We start from the raw sequence: 19,349 nt of genomic DNA, 5'->3' as shown, positions 1-19,349 counted from the left end.
ATCCATAAGCCCGAGCCCCGGCACTTCCGGCGCGGCGGACTCGATGCCGTGGGGATCGAGGATGGCCCGGCCCAGAATCTGCAACCCGCCGCAGATGCCGAAGATCCATTTGCCGCGCTCGGCGTGCCCGAGGATATTGTCCGCCAGCCCGCTGCGGCGCAGGTCGTCGAGGTCGGGGACCACGCTTTTCGAGCCCGGAAGCATCACCACATCGGGGTCGCCCCATTCCTCCGCACGGCGCACCGGACGCAGGCGGACGTCGGGTTCGGCGGCGAGCGGCGCAAAGTCGGTGTAATTGGATACGTGCCGCAGCATGACCACGGCGATGTCCAGTGTCCCCGCCTTTTTTTCCCCGCAGTCGGTGTGTCCCCATGAGAAGCCCGCCATATCTTCTTCGGGGATGTTGAGGTCACGGATGTAGGGGATGGTGCCGAGCACGGGAACGCCGGTGTGAGCCAGCATGTAGTCGTGCGCGGGCCCGAGCAGGGATGCGTCCCCCCGGAATCGGTTGACGATATATCCCGTGAGCAGTCGGCGTTCGGCGTCGGTGAAGGACATCCATGTACCGAGAAAGGAGGCGTAGAGGCCGCCCCGGTCGATGTCCCCGACGAGCAACACCGATGCCCGAGCGTAATCGGCCATGCGCATGTTGACCAGATCGTGGCTCTTGAGGTTGATCTCGCCGGGGCTGCCCGCGCCTTCAAGAACGACGATGTCGCATTCGGCCGCGAGGCTGTCATAAGAGTCGGTGACGGCGGACCAGAGTTCCCTCTTTTTCCCGAAATATTCGAGGACGTCCATATGTCCCAAGGGCTGCCCGAGGATGACGACTTGCGATCCCGTATCCGAGTGCGGCTTGAGCAGAATGGGATTCATGCGCGCATCGGGGTCTGCGCGGGCCGCCTGCGCCTGCACGATCTGTGCCCGGCTCATCTCGTCGCCATTGGCCGTGACGCCCGAATTCAGGGACATGTTCTGAGCCTTGAACGGGGCCACATTGTAGCCGTCTTGCCGGAAGATGCGGCAGTAGGCCGCTGCGAGGATGCTCTTGCCCGCGTTTGAAGAGGTTCCCTGCAGCATGAGGGCTGGAGTGCGGCGGGAGGAGCGCCCGGCGGGGAAGACGGAAGAGGAGCAGGAGATGGGGAAGTCCGCGGGGGAAGGGGAAATCTTTTTCAAAGAAAGGTCCCCTTCGTCTTCTTCCCCGCTTTTCATCCCTCCGTAAGCGAGCAGGGGAGTATCCGCCGCGCTTTTCTTTGGGACATCGCCTTCCTCCATTACTTCCCGCAGTGCGCCGGCGAGCCTGTGGTGTTCCTCGGGGAAACGGACGGCGGCGCGGAACCATGTTCCGTCGTCGAGCCCGCAGTAGTTGGAACAGTCGCGCACGGCGATCCCGAAACGTCGCAGCAGGATGCCGTACAGGTCTTTGGGGGCGCCTCTCCAGCGGAACAGCACGTAGTTGGCAGAGGAAGGGAACACCTCCACGCCGGGGAGGCCGGATAGGACGGCTGCGAGATCGGCGCGGCGTTCGGCATTTTCCGCACGGGCCCGTTCCGCGAAGTCTGATGTGTCGCCGAGCGCGGCCACGGCTGCGGACAGCGCAAACACGTTGACGTTCCACGCGGGCAGATCGGCGCGGACGGCTTCAGCCAGTTCGGCCGAGGCCGCCAGATAGCCGATGCGCACCCCCGGCAAGGCATGGAATTTGGTCAGCGAACGCAGTACTACGCCGTTGGAGGGCATCCGGCGCAGGATCGACACATCGGCTTCCGGCCCGGCGTATTCGATGAAGGCCTCGTCGATGATCCAGAGCAGGTCGGGCCGCGCCGCCAGCAGGGACAGGCATTCGTCGGGCGTGCGGAACAGCCCCGAAGGGTTGCAGGGATTGGCCAGAAACACCGCCGAACCCGAGGGCGTTTCGGCAAGCCCGGCCAGCAGATCGCCGGAAGGCTGCCCGTCCGCACCGGAACCGATGCCGCCCCAGAGCGGGCTGCTTTCCAGCCCGGCAAGGCGGCAGGCCAGCGCGTATTCGCTGAACGCCGGTTCGACGATGGAAACGCAGGGTGCGCCGCGCCTTTTGAGTACGCGGGCGAGGGCGTGGATGAGCTCGTTGCTTCCGTTGCCGAAGGCGAAGCGGCCGGCGGGCAGGCCGTATCGGCGTGCCGCAGCGGCAAGGGCCTCCTCGGCGTTGGGCGAAGGGTAGGCCGCGAGGCCCGTATTCGCCCTGACCAGCGCGGCACGGAGGAACTCCGGCGCGCCTTCGGGGCGGACGTTTACGCTGAAATCAAGCAGGGACGCGGGATCGCGCTTGGACACCGACGCCATGGCGAGAAGGTCGCCGCCGTGTGCATCGAGCTTCATAAGGAACCTCGTTCTGTTGTGGAAAAGGGTGCGCCCCCGCCGGGACGGATGGGGATACCGTTTTTTTCGGCGGACAGTGCGGCGAGGATACAGGCGGCGCAGTCTTCGGGGCTGGTCCGGGTCGTGTCCACCGCCATCTGGTTGGGCAGGGGGAGGTGAATGTGCCGGGCCTGCCGCTGGGCGTGCGGCCAGTCAGGGGAACGGTCGGAACGTCCGGACTCGCGCTTCCGCAGTTCCTCGTCGTCGCAGAGCACCTGGACGGACAGCAGGGGGATGGCTTCCAGCCTCCCAAGCAGATCCTCGACCCATCCGGGATCCTCGCCGATGACATGGTCGACGATGGTCCATGCCCCGGCTTTCGCCGCCGCCGCGACTCCCGCGTGAAACGTTTCGATGAAGGGCAGGCCGGTCCGTTCGAGGCCGGCGAGGACCGATTCATGGCCGCCTGTGGCCGAACGCAGCAGCTGGTCGATGGACAGCATGAGGCTGCATATGTCGTGCATGGCGTACAGCCGATCCCGCAGGGCTTTGGCCAGCGTCGTTTTCCCGGCGCTTGACGGCCCGTTGAGCAGGATAACCTGCCCGATGTTTTCGCATGTTGCTTTGGCCTCGCCCGGGCGGGCGGCTCGGTGTTCGGGACGGCAGGCGGTGAAGTCCGAGGGCGCGGGTCGTCCGGCGTAATTCGCCTCGCCGGTGTTGCCCCAGTACAGATGGACATAGCTGGCGCGCACATTCCCGGCGGTGATGCCGGAATCGGCGTGCCCGGATGCTGTGCGTACGGCGTACAGCGGCGCGTAGCCGCGGTGCAGCTCAATGTCCGACCAGTGGAATTCGTGGCCGCGGAAGACGTCGCCCCCGAGCCCGAACGGAGCGTCTCCAAGCATGGTTACCTCTCGGTAGCCCAATGATTGGATACGTCCGCCCATGCGGGCCGTGGCGTCGATGACCCCGCACATGGGCCAGCTTTTCGCCCTCCCGCCCGTGCCGTCCGCTTCTTCGGATGCCTCGAGCCGGGTGCACAGGTACATGTATCCGCCGCATTCGGCATAGATTTCTCCGCCCTGCTCGGCAAAGGCGCGGATGGCCTCACGCATGGCCGTGTTGCCGGAAAGCTCGCGGGCAAAGACTTCGGGATAGCCGCCCCCGAGATACAACGCGTCGATGCCGGGCGGCAGGGCCGTATCCTCAAGCGGCGAGAACGGCAGCAGTTCCCATCCCCGGGCGGCGAGTGCCCGTTCGTTTTCCTCGTAATAGAAGCAGAACGCCCTGTCCTTGGCGATGCCCATGCGCCGGGGCCGGATGCCGCGCGGAGGAAGGACGGCCCGGGCTTTCGGACGGCGGGCTTCGGTGAGGCTCAGGAGCCTGTCCATATCGACGGAGGATTCCGCAACATCCGCAAGGGCGTCGAGCCACGCCTCCGTGGTACCGGCTTCCTCGGAGGGGAGCAGGCCCAACTGGCGTTCGGGAATCCGCCACGCCTCGTTCCGGGGCAAGGCCCCGAGCAGAGGGGGGAGGCGTTCGCTTTCGAGCGCGCGGCGGAGGATGTCGGCGTGGCGTGGGCTTCCCACGTTGTTGGCAATGACTCCGGCAAGCTGGACGCCCATCCGGGAAGCGTGAAGCCGGAACCCCGCAACGAGTGCGGCGGCGGAGCACGCCATGCCCCGGGCGTTGAACACGAGCACGACGGGGATGCCGAGGGCGCGGGCGCAGTCGGCGGTGCCTCCCGCCGGATCGCCGGGATCGCGGCTGTCGAACAGCCCCATGACCCCTTCGCAGACGCAGGCGTCGGCATCGTGGGCGCGGTTGTCCCACAGCGTGCGGACGCCTTCGCGGCCCATCATCCATGTATCGAGGTTGCAGGCGGGGCGCCCGGTAGCCTGAGCGTGGAAGGTCGGGTCGATATAGTCCGGCCCGCACTTGAAGCTCTGCACCTTCAGCCCGCGTCGGGCGAGCGCACGCATCAGCGCGATCCCCGTCGTCGTCTTCCCCTCCCCGGATCGGGGGGCGGCAAGGCAAAATGCGTGAAATGTCGTGTTCATGGCATCCTTCCCAAGTTCTGGGGGAGGGGGAAACTTCCGGAAAAAGGGCCTTCACGCGTTCCCGCCGTTCCCTTGTTTGGGCCTTCGGCGTCATCGGTTCGGCGTTTGTCAGATTTTTGCATTGCCCCTATATGTGATTATGCACAGCAGGTTGGTGAGCGTTTTTGCTTTTCTTAAGCCGGGAAGAGCCCCTGCGGGAACCGGAGGGCGGAATGCTCGGGAGGGGAACGGCTTCCCTTCCGAAAGGCGCTGTCCCCGTTCCTCCGGTTCCCGTTTCCCCCTATTCCATATACTTCTCCACATAGCCGCGCGGCTCGTACAGGACGCCGGAATCAAGGCGGGTCCGGGGGCCGCCGATAATGATGAGTGTGGACATGTCGACCTCGGCGGCGGGGAACTCGGACAGTTTGCCCACCCATTTGGTTTCCTGCTCCCTGCCCGCGTTTTTGACGTAGGCGCACAGGACGTCCCTGCCCCGATGTTCCCGGAAAACAGCAAGCGTTTCGTCCAGCAGAGCCCGCCGTTTGCGCCCGGCGGGGTTGTACAGCGCCACCGGCAGCAGGGATTGGGCTACGGAACGGATGTTGCGGCGCACCTCGTCCGCCGGGACCAGCAGATCGGACAGGCTTACCAGAGAGAAGCCGTTCTGGAGCGGCGCGCCAAGCGAGGCCGCCGCGATAGTCGCCGCGGTGATCCCCGGTAGGACCCGGATCGGGATGTCCCCGAAACGCGGCTCCCGGGCGCGCAGTTCGTACAGGAGGCCGGCCATCGCCAGAATCCCGGGGTCGCCCGAGCACACCATACATACGTTCTGTCCGTCGAGGGCCGCTTCCAGAGCGGACAGGCAGCGCTCCACCTCGCCCTTCATGCCGTTTTGGATCACGGGCTTTCCGGCGATGCGGTCCCGGATGAAGTCGACGTAATGGCTGTAGCCGGCGACGGTGTCACACCGCCTGAGCGCCGTGTCGACATCCGGCGTGATGTGGCCGGGAGCGCCCGATCCGAGCCCGGCCACGACGATTTCCCCTTGTCCGCTTTTGGGGACGGGAAGATGCGGCAGACGGGCCAGTGCCAGCGTGACGTCTCCAAAGGCGGATTTCGGGGCGTACAGTGCGGGCTGGGGGATTGAGCCGTATCCGGCGGACAGCAGGCACGCGGCCTCGCACACCGAAGCGGACACCGGCACGGCATCCAGCTCCTCCGCGCTGTGGAAAGCCACGGGAACCTGCCATGCCTCGCCCAATCCGAGGATAGCCGGTTCGTCCTCCTTCACGGTGCAGGTGGCGATGCTGGCGATGTTTTCCGCGTTCAGGCCGAATTCGGAAAGATACCGTTCCGCGACGAGGCGCAGCTCCTGCGGCTTGACGCCGCGGCGGCAGCCCACGCCGAGGACGAAGGCACGGCTGGAGACATCAAGGTACAGCACCTCTTCCGGAAGCGTGTTTTCGCTATCCCAGAGGACGGCATGGCCGCATGTGACATCCTGCGGGTTCTCGAAGAAGGCAACTTGCCCGGTGGAGGCGAAATGGCGCTCGAAGACTGCACGTGTTCCGCAGAAGGCTATGGGGCTTCCGTCGAGCAGGGCGGCGTTGAGGGCGCGGACGGCTTCCGGGTTGAGGATGCGTGCGTGTTCCTGTGCGGCGGCTTCGTCAAAGGCGGGGAGGCTGTTGACGTCCGCGGGGGAGCCGATTACGGCCTGTCCGCCGGTGATGCGGGCTATGCGCCGGGCCAGCCGGTTGGTGCCTCCGAAATGCCCGGAGGTAAGGGCAATCACATGGCTGCCGCTTTCCGGACAGGCAAGCACGGCCGGGTCAATGTTCTTGTCGCGCAGCAGTGGGGCGGCTTTGCGGAAGGGGATCCCCGTCGCGCCGATGAAGATATGCGCGTCGAACTGCGCCCAGTTGGCGGCGAGGCGGCTGTCGAAGTCTTGGGCCGGTATATGCACGATGCCTTCCGCACCGGAAGGATGCGTACTGTGGAGCACCGTGGGCAGGCCCAGCCCGGCGGCGATCTCCCGGGCTCGCGTCAGCCCCTTGTCCGTGAAGGCGTACAGGGCGCAGCGTCCGTCGAAATCCTCCGAAACCAGACGGTTCCTGTAGCCATGCGAGAAGTCGGCGTCGTAGAGCCGCGAGGCTGTGCCGTTGGCTCCCAAGGCCCGGCCCACGATGACGAGCGCCTGCCGTCCGAGCCCGGCTTCCTCGGCCTGCCGGGCGATGTCGCCCACCGTACCGCGCAGGATGCGCTCATCAGGCCATGAGGCGCGGTAGACGATCGCCGCCGGGGTGCCCTCGGCCAGCCCACCTTGTTCCATCAGATGGCGCATCAGCTCGCCGACCTTTCCGGTGCTCAGGAAAAAGACCAGCATCGCCCCGGTCCTGGCGAAGGCCGCGGCGTCTTCGCCTTGAGGCATGGGCGTTCTTCCGGGCGTCCGCGTGAGGACGACGCTTTGGCTCACATCGGGGCTGGTGAGTTCGCAGCCAAGCGCCGCTGCTGCCGCGAACACGCTGCTGACGCCCGGGATGATGGATGCGGCCACGCCTTTTTGGGCCAGCCCCCGGATCTGCTCGTTGATCGCGCCGTACATGGCGGGATCGCCGGTGTGCAGGCGCACGACACGTTTCCCGGTAAGGGCGGCATCGCTCATGGCTTCGATCTGTTCCCCCAGATTCATGGAGGCGCTGTCGAGGCAGGTGCAATCGGCTTTGCAGGCCTTGAGGTGGGCGGGGTTGACCAGCGAACCCGCGTAGACCACGAGATCCGCCTGTTCCAGAGCGCGCAGACCGCGCACGGTGATGAGATCCTCCGCGCCCGGTCCGGCGCCGACGAATTCGACGAGTGCTTTCATGAAATTGCCTCATTATGGAATGTGAACACGTAAATGGTGTTCTGCGGAGTAAGGTGGTGGCTCGTTTTGGCGAGAGGGCGTTCGTTGGCGATGTCGATGCGGCAGAAGCCGGCCCTGTGGTCGGGGGCCCATGAGAGGAGGGTGCCAAAGCTTTCCAGCGTGACCGCGCTCACGACGATGAGGCCGTTGGGCCGCAGGCGGTCCCGGCACGCCGTCAGCAGCGCGGGCAGATCCTTTCCTCCGCCGCCGATGAAAACGCGGTCCGGATCGGGGAGGATGCCCCCGCATGCGCTAGGGGCGGGGGACTCGGGGCAGGACGCACGGATTACGGAGAGGGCGTCGCCGGGATGCAGCGTGTAGTTGGCGATGCCCATGCTGAGGCGGTTGCGTTCGATCATCGCGCAGCGTTCGGGGTTGCGCTCAATGCCGTGTATGCTGAGGGTCGGGCGCAGGGCGGCCGCTTCCAGACCCACGGAGCCGCTTCCGGCCCCGACGTCCCAGAGCGTCCCCCAAGCCGGGAGGCGCAGCCGTGACAGGATGACGGCACGCACGTCCGATGCCGTGATCAGGTTGTTTTCGCGCTCGAAGGCTTCTTCCGGAAGCCCCAGTGCCAGTATCGGGGCCTGAATGGAGGCGCTGCCCCGCGTTGTGGCGGCCGCTTCCTGAACATGGCAATCGGCATGGGCGGCCGGAAAGATGACGAGGATGGACGTCGGGCCGCAAGCGGCGTCGGCCAGCTCGCCCAGAGTCCCGGACAGGATGCGTTCGTCGTCCGAGCCAATGCGTTCGGCGATGATCGCTGCGCGTCGGGCCGATGCGGGATGCGCGCCGAGCACGGCGCGGGCGATGGCATGCGCCGGGTAGCGGCTCCCCGCATAGGTTACGGACAGCGGCGCTTCGGCTATGCCGCGGGAGGGCAGCCCCTCGCCGGAATGCACGCAGAACAGGCGGGCATCCTGCCACGGAAGGCCGAGGCGGCAGAACAGGGCTTGAAACGCGGTGATTCCCGGATGGTACGCAAGGTTGTCGCCGGGCGTGCGGAGTGCTGCGAGCGTGCCGCCGAATCCATGGTAGAGGGCGTCGCCCGAGGCCAGCACCACGATGCGTTTCCCCTCCCGGCCCAGCGCGAGGACTTCTTCCGCGTCCTTTCGGGCGCCGCTCCCAATGATCCGGGCGTTTTTCACCGGGACGGGGCACAACGCCATAAGGGAGCGCGAGCCGTACACCGCGTCCGCCTCCTCCAGCAGAGTAAGAACGCCCGTGTCGGAGGGGAATCCTGTTCCGCACGAAACGATGTCGATGTGCCCTGCGGCGTCTCGCGTTCTGCCGTTCGTCATATGGAATGCCCCTGTATGAAGTAGGATGGCCCCACGATTTCGCCGGGGTCGGCAATCGCCGGGTCCGGTTGATCCCCGTTCATGTGTTCGTCCGGTTCCGCCGCGATGACTGTGGACTGCCGGGGAGAGGCCTCTTCGGGCCTTCCCCGCGCTTCTTCAAAGAGGAACTCTCCTTCAAAATCGAACACGAGCAGGCGGAGGGCCGGGTTACCCGTGCAGCGGCGCGAGAATTGCCGGAGGGCGGTCCGCGCAAGGCGGCGGAGGAGGCCGTCCCGGGCGTCCGGGGGGATGGACAAAAGCGCCTCGCGCACGGAAGCGCTGTACTTGAGTGCTCCATGCAGGGACGCCTCGGCGGGGAGCGTCCTGCGGACTTCGGCGCGGAGCAGATCCATATCTTGGCTGACCTTGTGCGCGTGCGTGTTTTCGAATCCGGCAGCGTACTTGCAGAGCTTCCCGGGCATGCAGGCCACGGCGATCTCGCGCATGCCGTAGCGGCAGGCTGCGGCGAGGCTTTCGGCGATGAAGTCGCCGATACTGACGAAAGCGGTTGCGGGCAGTTGAGGCAGGTGGATCTCCGCGCCGGATTTGGTGCGCCCGCCAGTGCAGAAGACCATTGTAGAACCGCCGGAAAGAAAGTGCGATTTCACGCAGATGCGGACGGTATGGATGTAGGCTTCATGGCTGTAGGGACGGACCAGGCCGGTGGTGCCTAAAAGCGAGATGCCGCCCATGATGCCGAGATGGGAGTTGAGGGTATGCTTCGCGAGCTCCTCGCCGTTTTCCACCCCGATTTCAAGAAGCCAGCATCCTGAGCTGAACCCGGCCCGGCGGAGATTTTCGGAGATCATATTGCGGGGGCCGGTGTTGATGGCCCAGCGGCCCAGCTCGCAGTCGAGCCCCCGGCGGTTGCACAGGCCAATGCCTTCCGCGCCGCGCAGGATCAGCGTGCCGTTCCCGATCTGGAGGACATAGTCCTCAGCCCGGATTTCTCCGGACAGACAGGCGCGGATGTCGGAGTACAGTGTGGCACCGTGCGTGCAGTCCGGATCGTCACCGCCGTTTTTCCTGATGGCCGCCATGTGCCCCGCGCCGGATTGCAGAAGCGGGAGTTCGCGCTCCCTGCCGTCGAGGAAGTGCACCCAGATGCTTTGGGGAGCCCCGCCTCGCGTGAGCCGTATCCACGCCGCCTTCGCTGCCGCCGCCGCGCACGCGCCCGTGGAGTAGCCCCAACGCAAGTTTTTCCGATCCTTTTTCATCGTATCCGGCTCCTGTGGATTCATGAAGGGAATGGGGCCATGCCAAGGTTGCGTTGGCGTTTCCGTGCCAGGCCATTACCGGGAGTTGATCCGGGACAGAATGCGCGGAACGCGGCAAGGCAGCCTGAGCCTTTCCTGCACAACGCCGGAAAATAAACTTTCGGGACGGCGGAGGCCGAAAAACCTTCCTTAGCGGCGTTTTCCTGTCGTTTTCACTATCAGGCGCTCTCCATGACGGCGTGCAGCGTGGCGACCGCAAGGGCGCTTCCGCCGCGCCGCCCCTCAAGGGTAATCTGGGGGACGGCGCAGCGGGCAAGGAGGGCCTTGGACTCGACGACATTGACGAACCCCACGGGCATTCCGACGACGAGGGCAGGGCGCGCACTTTCTTCCAGCACGTAACGGGCGATGCGGGCCAGCGCGAGCGGGGTATTGCCGATGAGGACGATGGCCCCGTCGAGTAAAGGGCGGGCTTTTTCCGCGCTGCACAGGGCGCGTGTGCGGCCTTCCGCCTTTGCCCGTGCCAGAACGTCCGGGTCGTCAATATGGCAGTGCAGCCGTTCCGGGCCATAGCCAGGATTCAGCCTACGCAACCGGGCAAGGGACAGGCCGGAACGGATCATTTTGGAATCGCAGAATATCGGCGCACCGGACCGCAATGCCTTCAGCCCGGAGGCGACGGCGTCGTGACGGAACACCAAGGTGTCCGCGATGCGCGGGTCCGCCGTCGTGTGGATGAGCCGCCGCGCCACACGCCATTCTGGTGCGGGAAGCTTTATGTGCAGATCGCATTCCGCCTCGATGGTCCGGAAGCTTTCGCGCTCGATTTCCTCTCCACTCAGGTTCCAACGTACTTCCATGCTCTTTCCTTATATCCGGCTGCCCATGCGGGCCATGCCGTTCGATTGCTCGGGCCGTTTCCCCTCCGCGCCGGGATGATGTTTTAGGCTGTCCGTCATGGCGTATTGAGCATTATCCAAATGACTCCTGCTATGCCTGCAAGCGTGACGAGGAAGCGGGAAAGCTGCATGCCGAGGACGATGGAAAGGGCGATGGGCACGGGAAAGATCGCCAGGGCAGAGGGGAGGTTCCTCCTGAGTGCCCGAAAGGGATTGCCCAATGCGCTCCCGACCAGCATAGCAAGCAGAATCTGGCTATTGTCGATCAACCCTTCGGCCCGGAGATTCGCCGCAACCGCAGAAGACTGAACCAGGCCGCCGAACTGTGCCGCGACCGCCGAAAGGAGCTCCGTCGGGAAGAGTTCCGTCACAGCATGGGGGAGGGCCGTTTCCCAGAAGTCTAGCACGCCATTCTTGAGGAGCCATTCGATGCCGAGCATGAGGGGCACTGTCATGCAGGCCATGCGGAAGAGCAGGGAGAACGAGCGTATGGCAGCCTTCGATATGGCGTGCGGCCATGCCAGCGGCTGGGAGGTGGAGCCGGACTCGGTCGCGCAAGGGGACTCGCCGTGCCGCGAGACGTACCAACGGTTCCAGAGCAGGATACACAGCAGAACCAGAAAACCGCCCGTGAACTGCATTCCGAAATAGAGTACTCCGGGCAGGCCGATGGCCCCGATCACCGGGAACATCACACGGATCGAGTGGGAAATGTAGGCCAGGTAACTGTTCATCATGCCCCCGGCGATAAGCGCTGAAGTCCGGATTTGCCCTTCAGCATGGCTGCTTACCAGAATGCTGTTGGCAGCGGCGTTGGAACAGAGCGCGGTAGGCATGGCAAGGCCCACGATTTCCGGGAGGCGCGCCATGCGGGTCAGGCGCCCCATCAGCAGCGCCAGCACCATATGCCACTGGCGGGCCTCCATTAGCCCTCCACAAAAGGCCGCAATGCCCACGATGGCGAACAGCCGTCCGAAGGTCTCCAGCTTCATGAAGATCCTTTCCGCGTCGGAAGGTTGTCCGCTCGCCTGTGTGGGGAGGACGCCGCCGGGGGCGCCCCTTGCCGGGGAAGCGTCCGCTGTCTGCGTGGCGGTTGTGGGTGCATCCCTCATCCGGCGCGAGTCCACGGGCATATGCAGGATGAACCAGCATGAGCAGACGGCAGCGAGGACGAACCAGAGAACCCAGCCCGGACGCTTCCACGGCGGGATGGAACTGCGGGCTTTCATTGTTTCTTGACCATGATCAGGGAGAGATACTTTTCCGGGCGGGCGCGGATAGCGTCCGGATCGGTCAGAAGGGCCTGCTCTTTCATGGCGAGGTGTTCACCATAGAGGACCTGTACCTTCTCCTCGCGGGCCAGCCGGTCGAGAAGGGCACCGCGACTACGGTAGCTTTTGAGGAGGATAGTCGTCGAACCCTTGGGAAAATCAAGTGTTTCAGCCATTTCTGCGCGGAACGACGGAATAATCCTGAGCTGTTCGCCGTTCTCGACGAGCACGGTTCCCGCCTTGGCGGTGAGCGTGGCGAATGAGGTGATGCCGGGGATGACTTCCAGATCCAGATTGGGAATGGCTTTGCGGATGATTTCCAGTACATAGCCGAACGTACTGTAAGTCATGGCGTCGCCGAGTGTAGCGAAGGCGCAGTCGTGTCCGGCGCGCAGCTCGGCGATAATGGCCTCGGCATTGGCGCGCACTTGCTCCTCGCGGATGGTTTTGTCGCGGGACATGCTGAATACCTGAAGCCTGACTTCCCCGCGCGGCTGGAGATAGTCCACCACGGATTGCGAGACGCTGTTCGAGGCATTTGGAGAAATCACGGTGAAGACGACATCCACGGAGCGGAGCACATCCGCCGCCCGGAGCGTCAGATACTGAGGGTCGCCGGGGCCTATGCCCACACCGTATAACTTGCCTGTTTTCATGAGAATTCCGTCCTGGTGGAGATGAATGTTCAGGTCTCTTGACGTTTTCCGGCCTGAGCCGGGCGCTCCGGTCATCCGGTCCGGAACCTTCCAGCATTGCTGATGTTGAACTGATCCTAGTCGCTATAATAGTTTTAGAATTGAATATGGTATCTTCTTTTATATTAATATATTAAGATGTCATTCATTCACTGATGTACATTATGGTAATGTATTAAATAGGTATTTTCACAAAATACATATCTATATAACGTTAAAAAAGTCACATTATGGGTGCATGATCCAATTATGTGTGCTTTTACAGTGCAATTTGGAACCATTTTGATTCCTATTAATCAGTATATGGGATATGGAACAGCCCAAACAGGAACCCGATGCAAACACTAAACGTTTCACCAGAAACTTGTTCTTTTTATTGCAAATAATTTGCCATTGTTTTTTGTCGCTATAATACGCTGAAATAAAAGTTTTTTTATGATTATGTGAAAAAGCGGAGAAGAATTGTCCCGGAATTGTGGGCGCCATATATCGAGAAAAGTTCTTTTCGGCACGTTTTTCGGGACAATTTGTGTCAATATCGGTACAAAGAGCCGTTCGGTACAATTTTGTGCGTGTACCGGGGCGCACTCTGCCTGCTTTACAAGTAAAAAGAACAGGAACTATTTTTGATAAATTCTATTGTAATTATATGATATAAATTGATTAAAAATGTATCTTACTATAGCTGGAGCAGTTTTTTATACGGAAACCTATCTTGGAGGTCTTTTCCCCTTATTGATGCGGGTACAAAGTGTCACGATATTGGAACATATTAAACGTTATTTCTGTCACATCCTTTGTAGGGAGAGAGGGGCTACAACCGGGCAATTTTGCATTGGAAGGGGCCACGAGGACGGATTAAGGAGACAGAAGGAGGCCCGTTTCGGGCGATGCAGGCCCTTTTCTTGCCTCCAAAAGGTACTTGGGGGAAAAATTGTTTTTTAATCCCCAATCGTGTCGTATGGTTTTGATTTTTTAGGATATCTGAAGTGGATGGACTCCGGCATCAAAAATGCAATAACTAGATAACGAAGAGCTCTTTGGTATCGGCCCTTCATTATCCGGGTAGTGAAGGCTGGAGTAGATAGGGCGTTCCACAGGAATGCGGAGCAGTTTGATTCCTCGGCTATTCCCCGTAGTTCGGCGCAAAAGGACAGAAGCCGCTTTTTCCGCTGTGGGTGCATCTCCTTGCGGAATCAGGTGTAAAACGGACCGGAGTACAGCGGCAGGCCCCCCTGCAACTTGTCGGGTGTCACGCTTGAGTCAAAACAGTATTTCCAGTAAGTATATATTGATGTATTCGGCATGTGTCGGAAATGCCTCAACAATGACAGTCTCTTCCGATATCAGTCAATAAATATATGAATCTATTTTTGTACAATAGACAAAATGCATGACTGAGAGGTCTGTATGATTGACTCTTCAATGATATTGAAGGAAACATTTGAGAAGATTATTGAAAGTATAAATATCGGTATTTTTGATCTCCTGCATACAGGTGTTGCTCTCTTTTGCGACAAAGGATTCTTTATCTATTGCAACAAATCTTTTCTAAAAATGTATAACCTTCCTGAAAGTGTTATAGGTAAGCATATAACGGATTATTTTCTCACTGGCGAGCGTGGCGTCATGAGTAGCATCCGCACGCGCAAGATGGTCATCTGTTCCAGCCAGACTAAGAACAACGTATGGGGTGTCTCCTTTCGCTATCCTATTCAGGATGAGCAGGGTCAGCTGCGGGGGGTGGTGGTCGAAAGCATCCCTTCCAATCTCGACAAGGATAAGCTGCTGGCCTTGTTGGATACGGTTCGCAATCTGGAAATGAAGTCCTACTCCTTCTCAGAGCAGAAGGAAGCACATAAAAATAGTGGATTATATACGTTCGAAGCTATTGTGGGCGAAGCCCCTTGCATTGAAAACATGCGCTGCTTGGGGCGGCGTTTCGCGTTCAGCCAGGAACCGATTCTCGTATGCGGGGAATCGGGCACAGGGAAGGAGCTGGTGGCGCAGGCTCTGCATATGGCCAGCCAGCGCTCGGATCGGCCTTTCGTCACTGTGAACTGTGCCGCACTGCCGCCGGAACTGATGGAATCGGAACTGTTCGGTTATGAGACAGGGGCGTTCACGGGAGCCAAGGTCGGCGGCGTGAAGGGCAAGTTTGAAATGGCGGACACGGGCACCATCTTTTTGGATGAAATCGGTGAACTGCCGCTGCCCATGCAGGCGAAGCTTCTCCGTGTCCTTGAAACCGGGGAAATCCAAAAGATAGCTCATAAGGGTCAGCTCCATTCCGACTTTCGGCTTATCGGCGCGACCAACAGAAATCTGGCGGAGATGGTCAGGCAGGGCCAGTTCCGCGAGGATCTGTACCACAGGCTGAGCGTTTTCGAACTGGATATTCCGCCTCTGCGGGATCGCGTGAGCGACATACCCCTTCTCGTCCGGCATTTCGTCACCCAGAGCGTCGGGGACAATCGCCAGAAGGATATCCGGATTGACGACGCCCTGTATGATGCCTTTGCCCAATACCCGTGGCGCGGCAATGTCCGGGAACTCAAGAATGTACTTGTGTACGCGCTATATTCTTTAGGGGATGATCAGTCCGTGCTGACTGTCCAGCACCTTCCGCCCCGCTTCATGCGTGAACTGGAGGCGGCGGCCGTAGCCGGGACGATACCCGATGCAGAGGACTCCCGCCAGGACAGTCAGAACTTTTCAGAAGCCAGCGCCCGGGCCGAACGCAAGGTATTGTGGGACGCGCTGGTCAATTCCCGCTACAACAAGGTGCTGGCCGCCCGGACTCTGGGGATTTCCCGGAGCAAGCTGTACCGCAAGCTCCGGGAACATGGCCTGCTCGCCAAGTTTGAGGCGCAATAGGGGAGAGCCTCCTCATGGGAACTTTAACGCCGGAAGCCGGTCGTGTTGGCAGCCTGTTGCGAGTCCCACTGGCGGAGTTCGGGCTGCCGGGTATACGGGCGGTTTCCGTCTTTCCGCCGGGCGATGTTCAGGGGGAGCTGGCCCGCTCGGGGAAAAGCCGAAACGGACGCCATCCCTTTCGCCTTTATCCTCTTTGTCAGAACGACATGTCACGAAAACAGAACCATATCCCAGGGCAACTCCAGTATAGCGGCGTTTTTCGGGCCTTTCGCCGCTTTGGGGTGCTCTTCCCCGCTATGCCGAATGCGGAATCCCGCGCTTCTTGATACCTTTTTATACTGGGGGCGGCGCGTGAGTGTTCCCTTCGCCTCCGTCGAGCAGGAAGTGGAGTGAAATCTGCGCGGCGAATAAGCGAGCGCCGACTTCATACCTGTCTGTCCATAGCTTTCATCATTCCGTTCCTGACACTCTTTTCCCCGACCGCCTGCCTATGCAGGAGGATGGGGGCTGAGCGGGGGATGCCTCGCGCAGCTTTCTGTGGGGTATATGCGGTACAAGGAAGACCTTTTCTGGTGGATCTGCGTAGTGTGGTGGAAACGCCTTAGCGGAAGGGTGCCGTACTGCTCCAGTATCTGTTCTTCTGATTTTTCTTTTGAAATTTATTTCACAATCCGGCGTCGTGCTTCAGGAGGCCGTGTGGAACTTTGGAAGTGGCCGATCCACAACATGAAGTGTCCCAATGGTCACGCAGGCAGTGAAACACTGGAAGTGTGTTAAACTTTTTGTGAAAAATAGTCATGTTATTCAAGTGAGATATAGGACTGCGGAATGAGCGGGAGGAGGACCGCAAATGAGGACGCCCCGAGTCATTTCTTATGTAGCACGGGTGCGGGTTGTGGGCAGATTTTAGAAAAAAATAGATATAAGAATATATAATGATTAATTATTTTTTGTTATTGTTTCAATTGTAATACAGGTTGTCTTATTGTGTGTCGAATACGGTCAAAAAAAATTACTAATAGGTATCAATGCTCTCTTTAAAAAAGTGAAAAATTTCTTTTCTCTGCTGGATACTGTTCTTCCTGTCCTAATAACTGCCCGAGATAAGAGCAAAACTATTTGGCTCAATTCTTGAGGGCAGAAATTTTTCCTTCTCCTAAGAAAATGGCATGTTCCTTGCTTAATATCAAACATAACGGCGGAAGCCGGGTATGTTTCTCAACGCGAGAATGTTGGGACAAACACTAGCATAAAGTATCTTGCTATGCATGACTTCTTTTACTCTAGCAATGTAACGTCATAAAAAATTGTTCTGTGCATATCATTTGCGATATGATCAGATCAAAAAAACGGCATGATTCTTTGTGGTTTTACGAAAGAGTATCGGGTTTCATGTTTGATTGAAGGAAAAATATTCTATTGCAGGAGGCAGAGGGCGATATGCAGAATCGCTATGGATAGCGGCATTAAGGTCAGGAGGCTGTCCGGGAAGCCATGCCCGATAGTGGGGGTGAGCGCCCGGAAACTTTCCAAGGCAAATGATGAGCAAAAGCCTTTTTCAGTATCCACACTTCTGGAGGTTACTTCTATGGCAAACGTGGCTTGCATTGAAGAATTGAAAAACGCCATTCTGGATTTTGATGAAGACGCTGCCGTAACCGCGGCGGAAAAGATCATCAAGGAAGGCGTCTCTCCCATGGACGCGATCGATGCGATGGGCGACGCGTTGAAGGTTCTCGGCGACAAGTTCCAGATCATGGAAGTGTTCCTGCCTGAAATCTTGCTCGCGACCGACGCTTTCAAGGCCGGGCTCAAGGTCCTTGAACCCGAGCTCATGAAGACCATCGATGCTGGTTCCTTCCAGGAAAAGCCGAAAGTCGTCATCGGCACCGTCAAGGGTGACGTGCATGCCGTGGGTAAGGATATGGTCGCCACCATGCTCACCGTGGGCGGCTTTGACGTGAAGGACGTCGGCGCCGACGTCGACAGTGAAGTGTTCATCACCGCCGCCGAGGAATTCGGTGCTCAGATCATCGGCCTCTCCGCCCTGATGTCCACCACGATGCCCAGCCAGAAGGAAGTCATCGACTTCCTCGAAGCCAAGGGCCTGCGCAACAAGTATAAGGTCATCGTGGGCGGCGGTCCCGTGACCCCGCAGTGGGCCGAGCAGATCGGCGCCGACGGCTTCTCCAAGGACGCCGTGGAAGCGGTGGAACTCGCGAAGAGCCTCTTGAAGTAAGCGGTTTCGGTGGGTTTGAGTAGAGCCTGAACACACACTGTCTATGGAGGAAATCTCTATGCGTATAGGCGCCCGTGGAAAATTTATCGACTTCTGGTCGAGAGCTGTTACCGGTCCCATTTGCTTTGAATCCGACTTTGACAAGAGGGTTTACTGGCCGAAGCTGAAGAAGATCACCGAAAAGTGGGGCATCAAGTATGACCCGGATCACATGGTCCCCTGTGACGACGAAATGCTCGACCGCCTGTGGCAGGCCGCCATCGATCTGGTAGCAGAAGTCGGTGTGTTGTGCACTGATACCCGTAGGATCATTGAATTCTCTCGCAAAGAAATCCTTGACGCGGCTGCCAACACCGCCGACCGTTACACCGTCGGCGTGGGCAAGGATTCCTTCACCGCCGTTCACCGCGGCTTTGAAGATTACGATCATGTGAAGAACCCGGTTTCCGTGCTCGGCCGTATTCTCGGCCCCGTTTCTCAGGATATCTATCATCAGATTGCCATGAGCTACGCTCAGGTGCCTCAGATTGATATGTGCCACTTCCAAGGGAACCTGACGGAAATCTACGGCATGCCCATTACCCCCGACTCTCCGTGGGAAATGTTCTCCGAACTGTGGAGCGTCGCTCAGGTTAAGGACGTCTGCCGCCAGGTTTGCCGTCCCGGTCTCGCCGACGGCGGTATCCGCGCCATCGCCATGTCCGCTATGCAGGCCGCTTTTGATCCCGGCTGGGGAGCCAATAAGGGCGACTTCCGTTGCTGCCTGACCCTGCCGCACCAGAAGGTGGAATACAAGCATCTCTCCCGCGCCCTGCAGTGGCATACCTACGGCATCAACTTCTACAGCGTCATGACCTCCTACCCCGGCGGCCTGTCCGGCGGTCCCGCTACATCGGCCGTTACCGGCACCGCGGAATGGATCATCCAGAAGCTGCTGTTTGACGTGCCGCTGAACGGTTCCTGGTCCGTGGACGCCATGTACTTCAGCAACACCAGCAAGTACTCCCTGTGGTGCAGCAACCACCAGAACGCCGCCGTTACCAAGAACACCGTGTGCGAACCGCTGACCGGCGGTGGCTGGCAGATGACGCACGGCATTGGTCATGAAAACTTCTTCTGGGAATCCGCCGCCTCCGCCATCAGTGCCGTCGTGCTCGGCAACGGCGTCTCCGGCGGTACCGGTGCCCAGAGCGGGCTTAAGGACCATCAGAGCGGCCTTGGCCTCCAGTTCTCCGCCGAAGTGGGCGAAGCCGTCGCCAAGGCGCGCCTTACCCGTGCCCATGCCAACGATCTGGTCAAGCGCATCATGGCCAAGTACCAGCCCACCATTGACTCCCATACCGCGCACAAGATGGGCGGCGACTTCAGGGAATGCTACAACCTCGTCACCGTCCAGCCGCAGAAGTGGTACATGGATATGTACGACAAGGTGAAGAAGGAACTGACCCAGATGGGTCTCCCGATGGAATACTAGCCGCGTAATCGCCTGAGGCGATTTCTGGGAAAGATGATGACACGCTAACATTTCATCGC

General features: G+C 60.1%; 12 protein-coding genes. 3 read left to right on the top strand and 9 right to left on the bottom strand.

What is annotated here, in order from left to right; all coding sequences use genetic code 11:
- The 8 genes from T370_RS22930 to cobI all read right to left on the bottom strand — a co-directional run.
- Positions 1 to 2,358 (bottom strand): cobyric acid synthase (locus T370_RS22930; RefSeq protein WP_034506499.1); only part of this gene is annotated, 2,358 nt, incomplete at its 3' end.
- Positions 2,355 to 4,397: a cobyrinic acid a,c-diamide synthase CobB gene (locus T370_RS0113645; RefSeq protein ID WP_029436042.1), complete on the bottom strand. Its 2,043-nt coding sequence runs from the start codon at positions 4,395 to 4,397 to the stop codon at positions 2,355 to 2,357. The genes T370_RS0113645 and T370_RS22930, both read right to left, overlap by 4 nt.
- 280 nt (positions 4,398 to 4,677) lie before the next feature.
- Complete coding sequence (cobM, locus tag T370_RS0113640; RefSeq protein ID WP_029436041.1) at positions 4,678 to 7,242, bottom strand: precorrin-4 C(11)-methyltransferase; 2,565 nt, start codon at positions 7,240 to 7,242, stop codon at positions 4,678 to 4,680.
- On the bottom strand, positions 7,239 to 8,579 hold the full coding sequence (gene cbiT / locus T370_RS0113635) for a precorrin-6Y C5,15-methyltransferase (decarboxylating) subunit CbiT (protein WP_029436040.1): 1,341 nt from the start codon (positions 8,577 to 8,579) through the stop codon (positions 7,239 to 7,241). Before cbiT ends, cobM begins: the two co-directional genes overlap by 4 nt.
- Positions 8,576 to 9,835: a cobalt-precorrin-5B (C(1))-methyltransferase CbiD gene (gene cbiD, locus T370_RS0113630; RefSeq protein ID WP_029436039.1), complete on the bottom strand. Its 1,260-nt coding sequence runs from the start codon at positions 9,833 to 9,835 to the stop codon at positions 8,576 to 8,578. The genes cbiT and cbiD overlap by 4 nt, the downstream gene beginning before the upstream one ends.
- Before the next feature lie 218 nt (positions 9,836 to 10,053).
- Positions 10,054 to 10,695, bottom strand: a complete 642-nt coding sequence (locus T370_RS0113625) for a precorrin-8X methylmutase (RefSeq protein WP_029436038.1) — start codon at positions 10,693 to 10,695, stop codon at positions 10,054 to 10,056.
- A gap of 95 nt (positions 10,696 to 10,790) precedes the next feature.
- Entirely contained in the window at positions 10,791 to 11,963 is a 1,173-nt protein-coding gene (locus T370_RS0113620) for a hypothetical protein (RefSeq protein WP_029436037.1), read from the bottom strand.
- Positions 11,960 to 12,661, bottom strand: coding sequence for a precorrin-2 C(20)-methyltransferase (gene cobI / locus T370_RS0113615; protein WP_029436036.1), 702 nt, complete (start codon positions 12,659 to 12,661; stop codon positions 11,960 to 11,962). The genes T370_RS0113620 and cobI overlap by 4 nt, the downstream gene beginning before the upstream one ends.
- 1,449 nt (positions 12,662 to 14,110) lie before the next feature.
- Here cobI and T370_RS0113610 point away from each other — a divergent pair.
- A complete protein-coding gene (locus T370_RS0113610; RefSeq protein ID WP_029436035.1) occupies positions 14,111 to 15,577 on the top strand; it encodes a sigma-54 interaction domain-containing protein in 1,467 nt (488 codons plus the stop codon).
- A gap of 23 nt (positions 15,578 to 15,600) precedes the next feature.
- On the opposite strand, the gene T370_RS25065 is transcribed toward T370_RS0113610, so the two are convergent.
- Entirely contained in the window at positions 15,601 to 15,750 is a 150-nt protein-coding gene (locus tag T370_RS25065) for a hypothetical protein (RefSeq protein ID WP_156034427.1), read from the bottom strand.
- A 1,415-nt stretch (positions 15,751 to 17,165) separates the two neighbouring features.
- On the opposite strand from T370_RS25065, the gene T370_RS0113600 reads away from it, so the two are divergent.
- Positions 17,166 to 17,816: a cobalamin B12-binding domain-containing protein gene (locus T370_RS0113600; RefSeq protein WP_005026085.1), complete on the top strand. Its 651-nt coding sequence runs from the start codon at positions 17,166 to 17,168 to the stop codon at positions 17,814 to 17,816.
- Between the two features lie 58 nt (positions 17,817 to 17,874).
- Complete coding sequence (locus T370_RS0113595; RefSeq protein WP_005026086.1) at positions 17,875 to 19,290, top strand: monomethylamine:corrinoid methyltransferase; 1,416 nt, start codon at positions 17,875 to 17,877, stop codon at positions 19,288 to 19,290.
- Positions 19,291 to 19,349 lie beyond the last annotated feature (59 nt).

It is taken from the genome of Bilophila wadsworthia ATCC 49260 (genome assembly GCF_000701705.1).
Classification (GTDB): Bacteria; Desulfobacterota; Desulfovibrionia; order Desulfovibrionales; family Desulfovibrionaceae; genus Bilophila; species Bilophila wadsworthia.
This window is presented reverse-complemented; position numbering and strand designations above follow the sequence as displayed.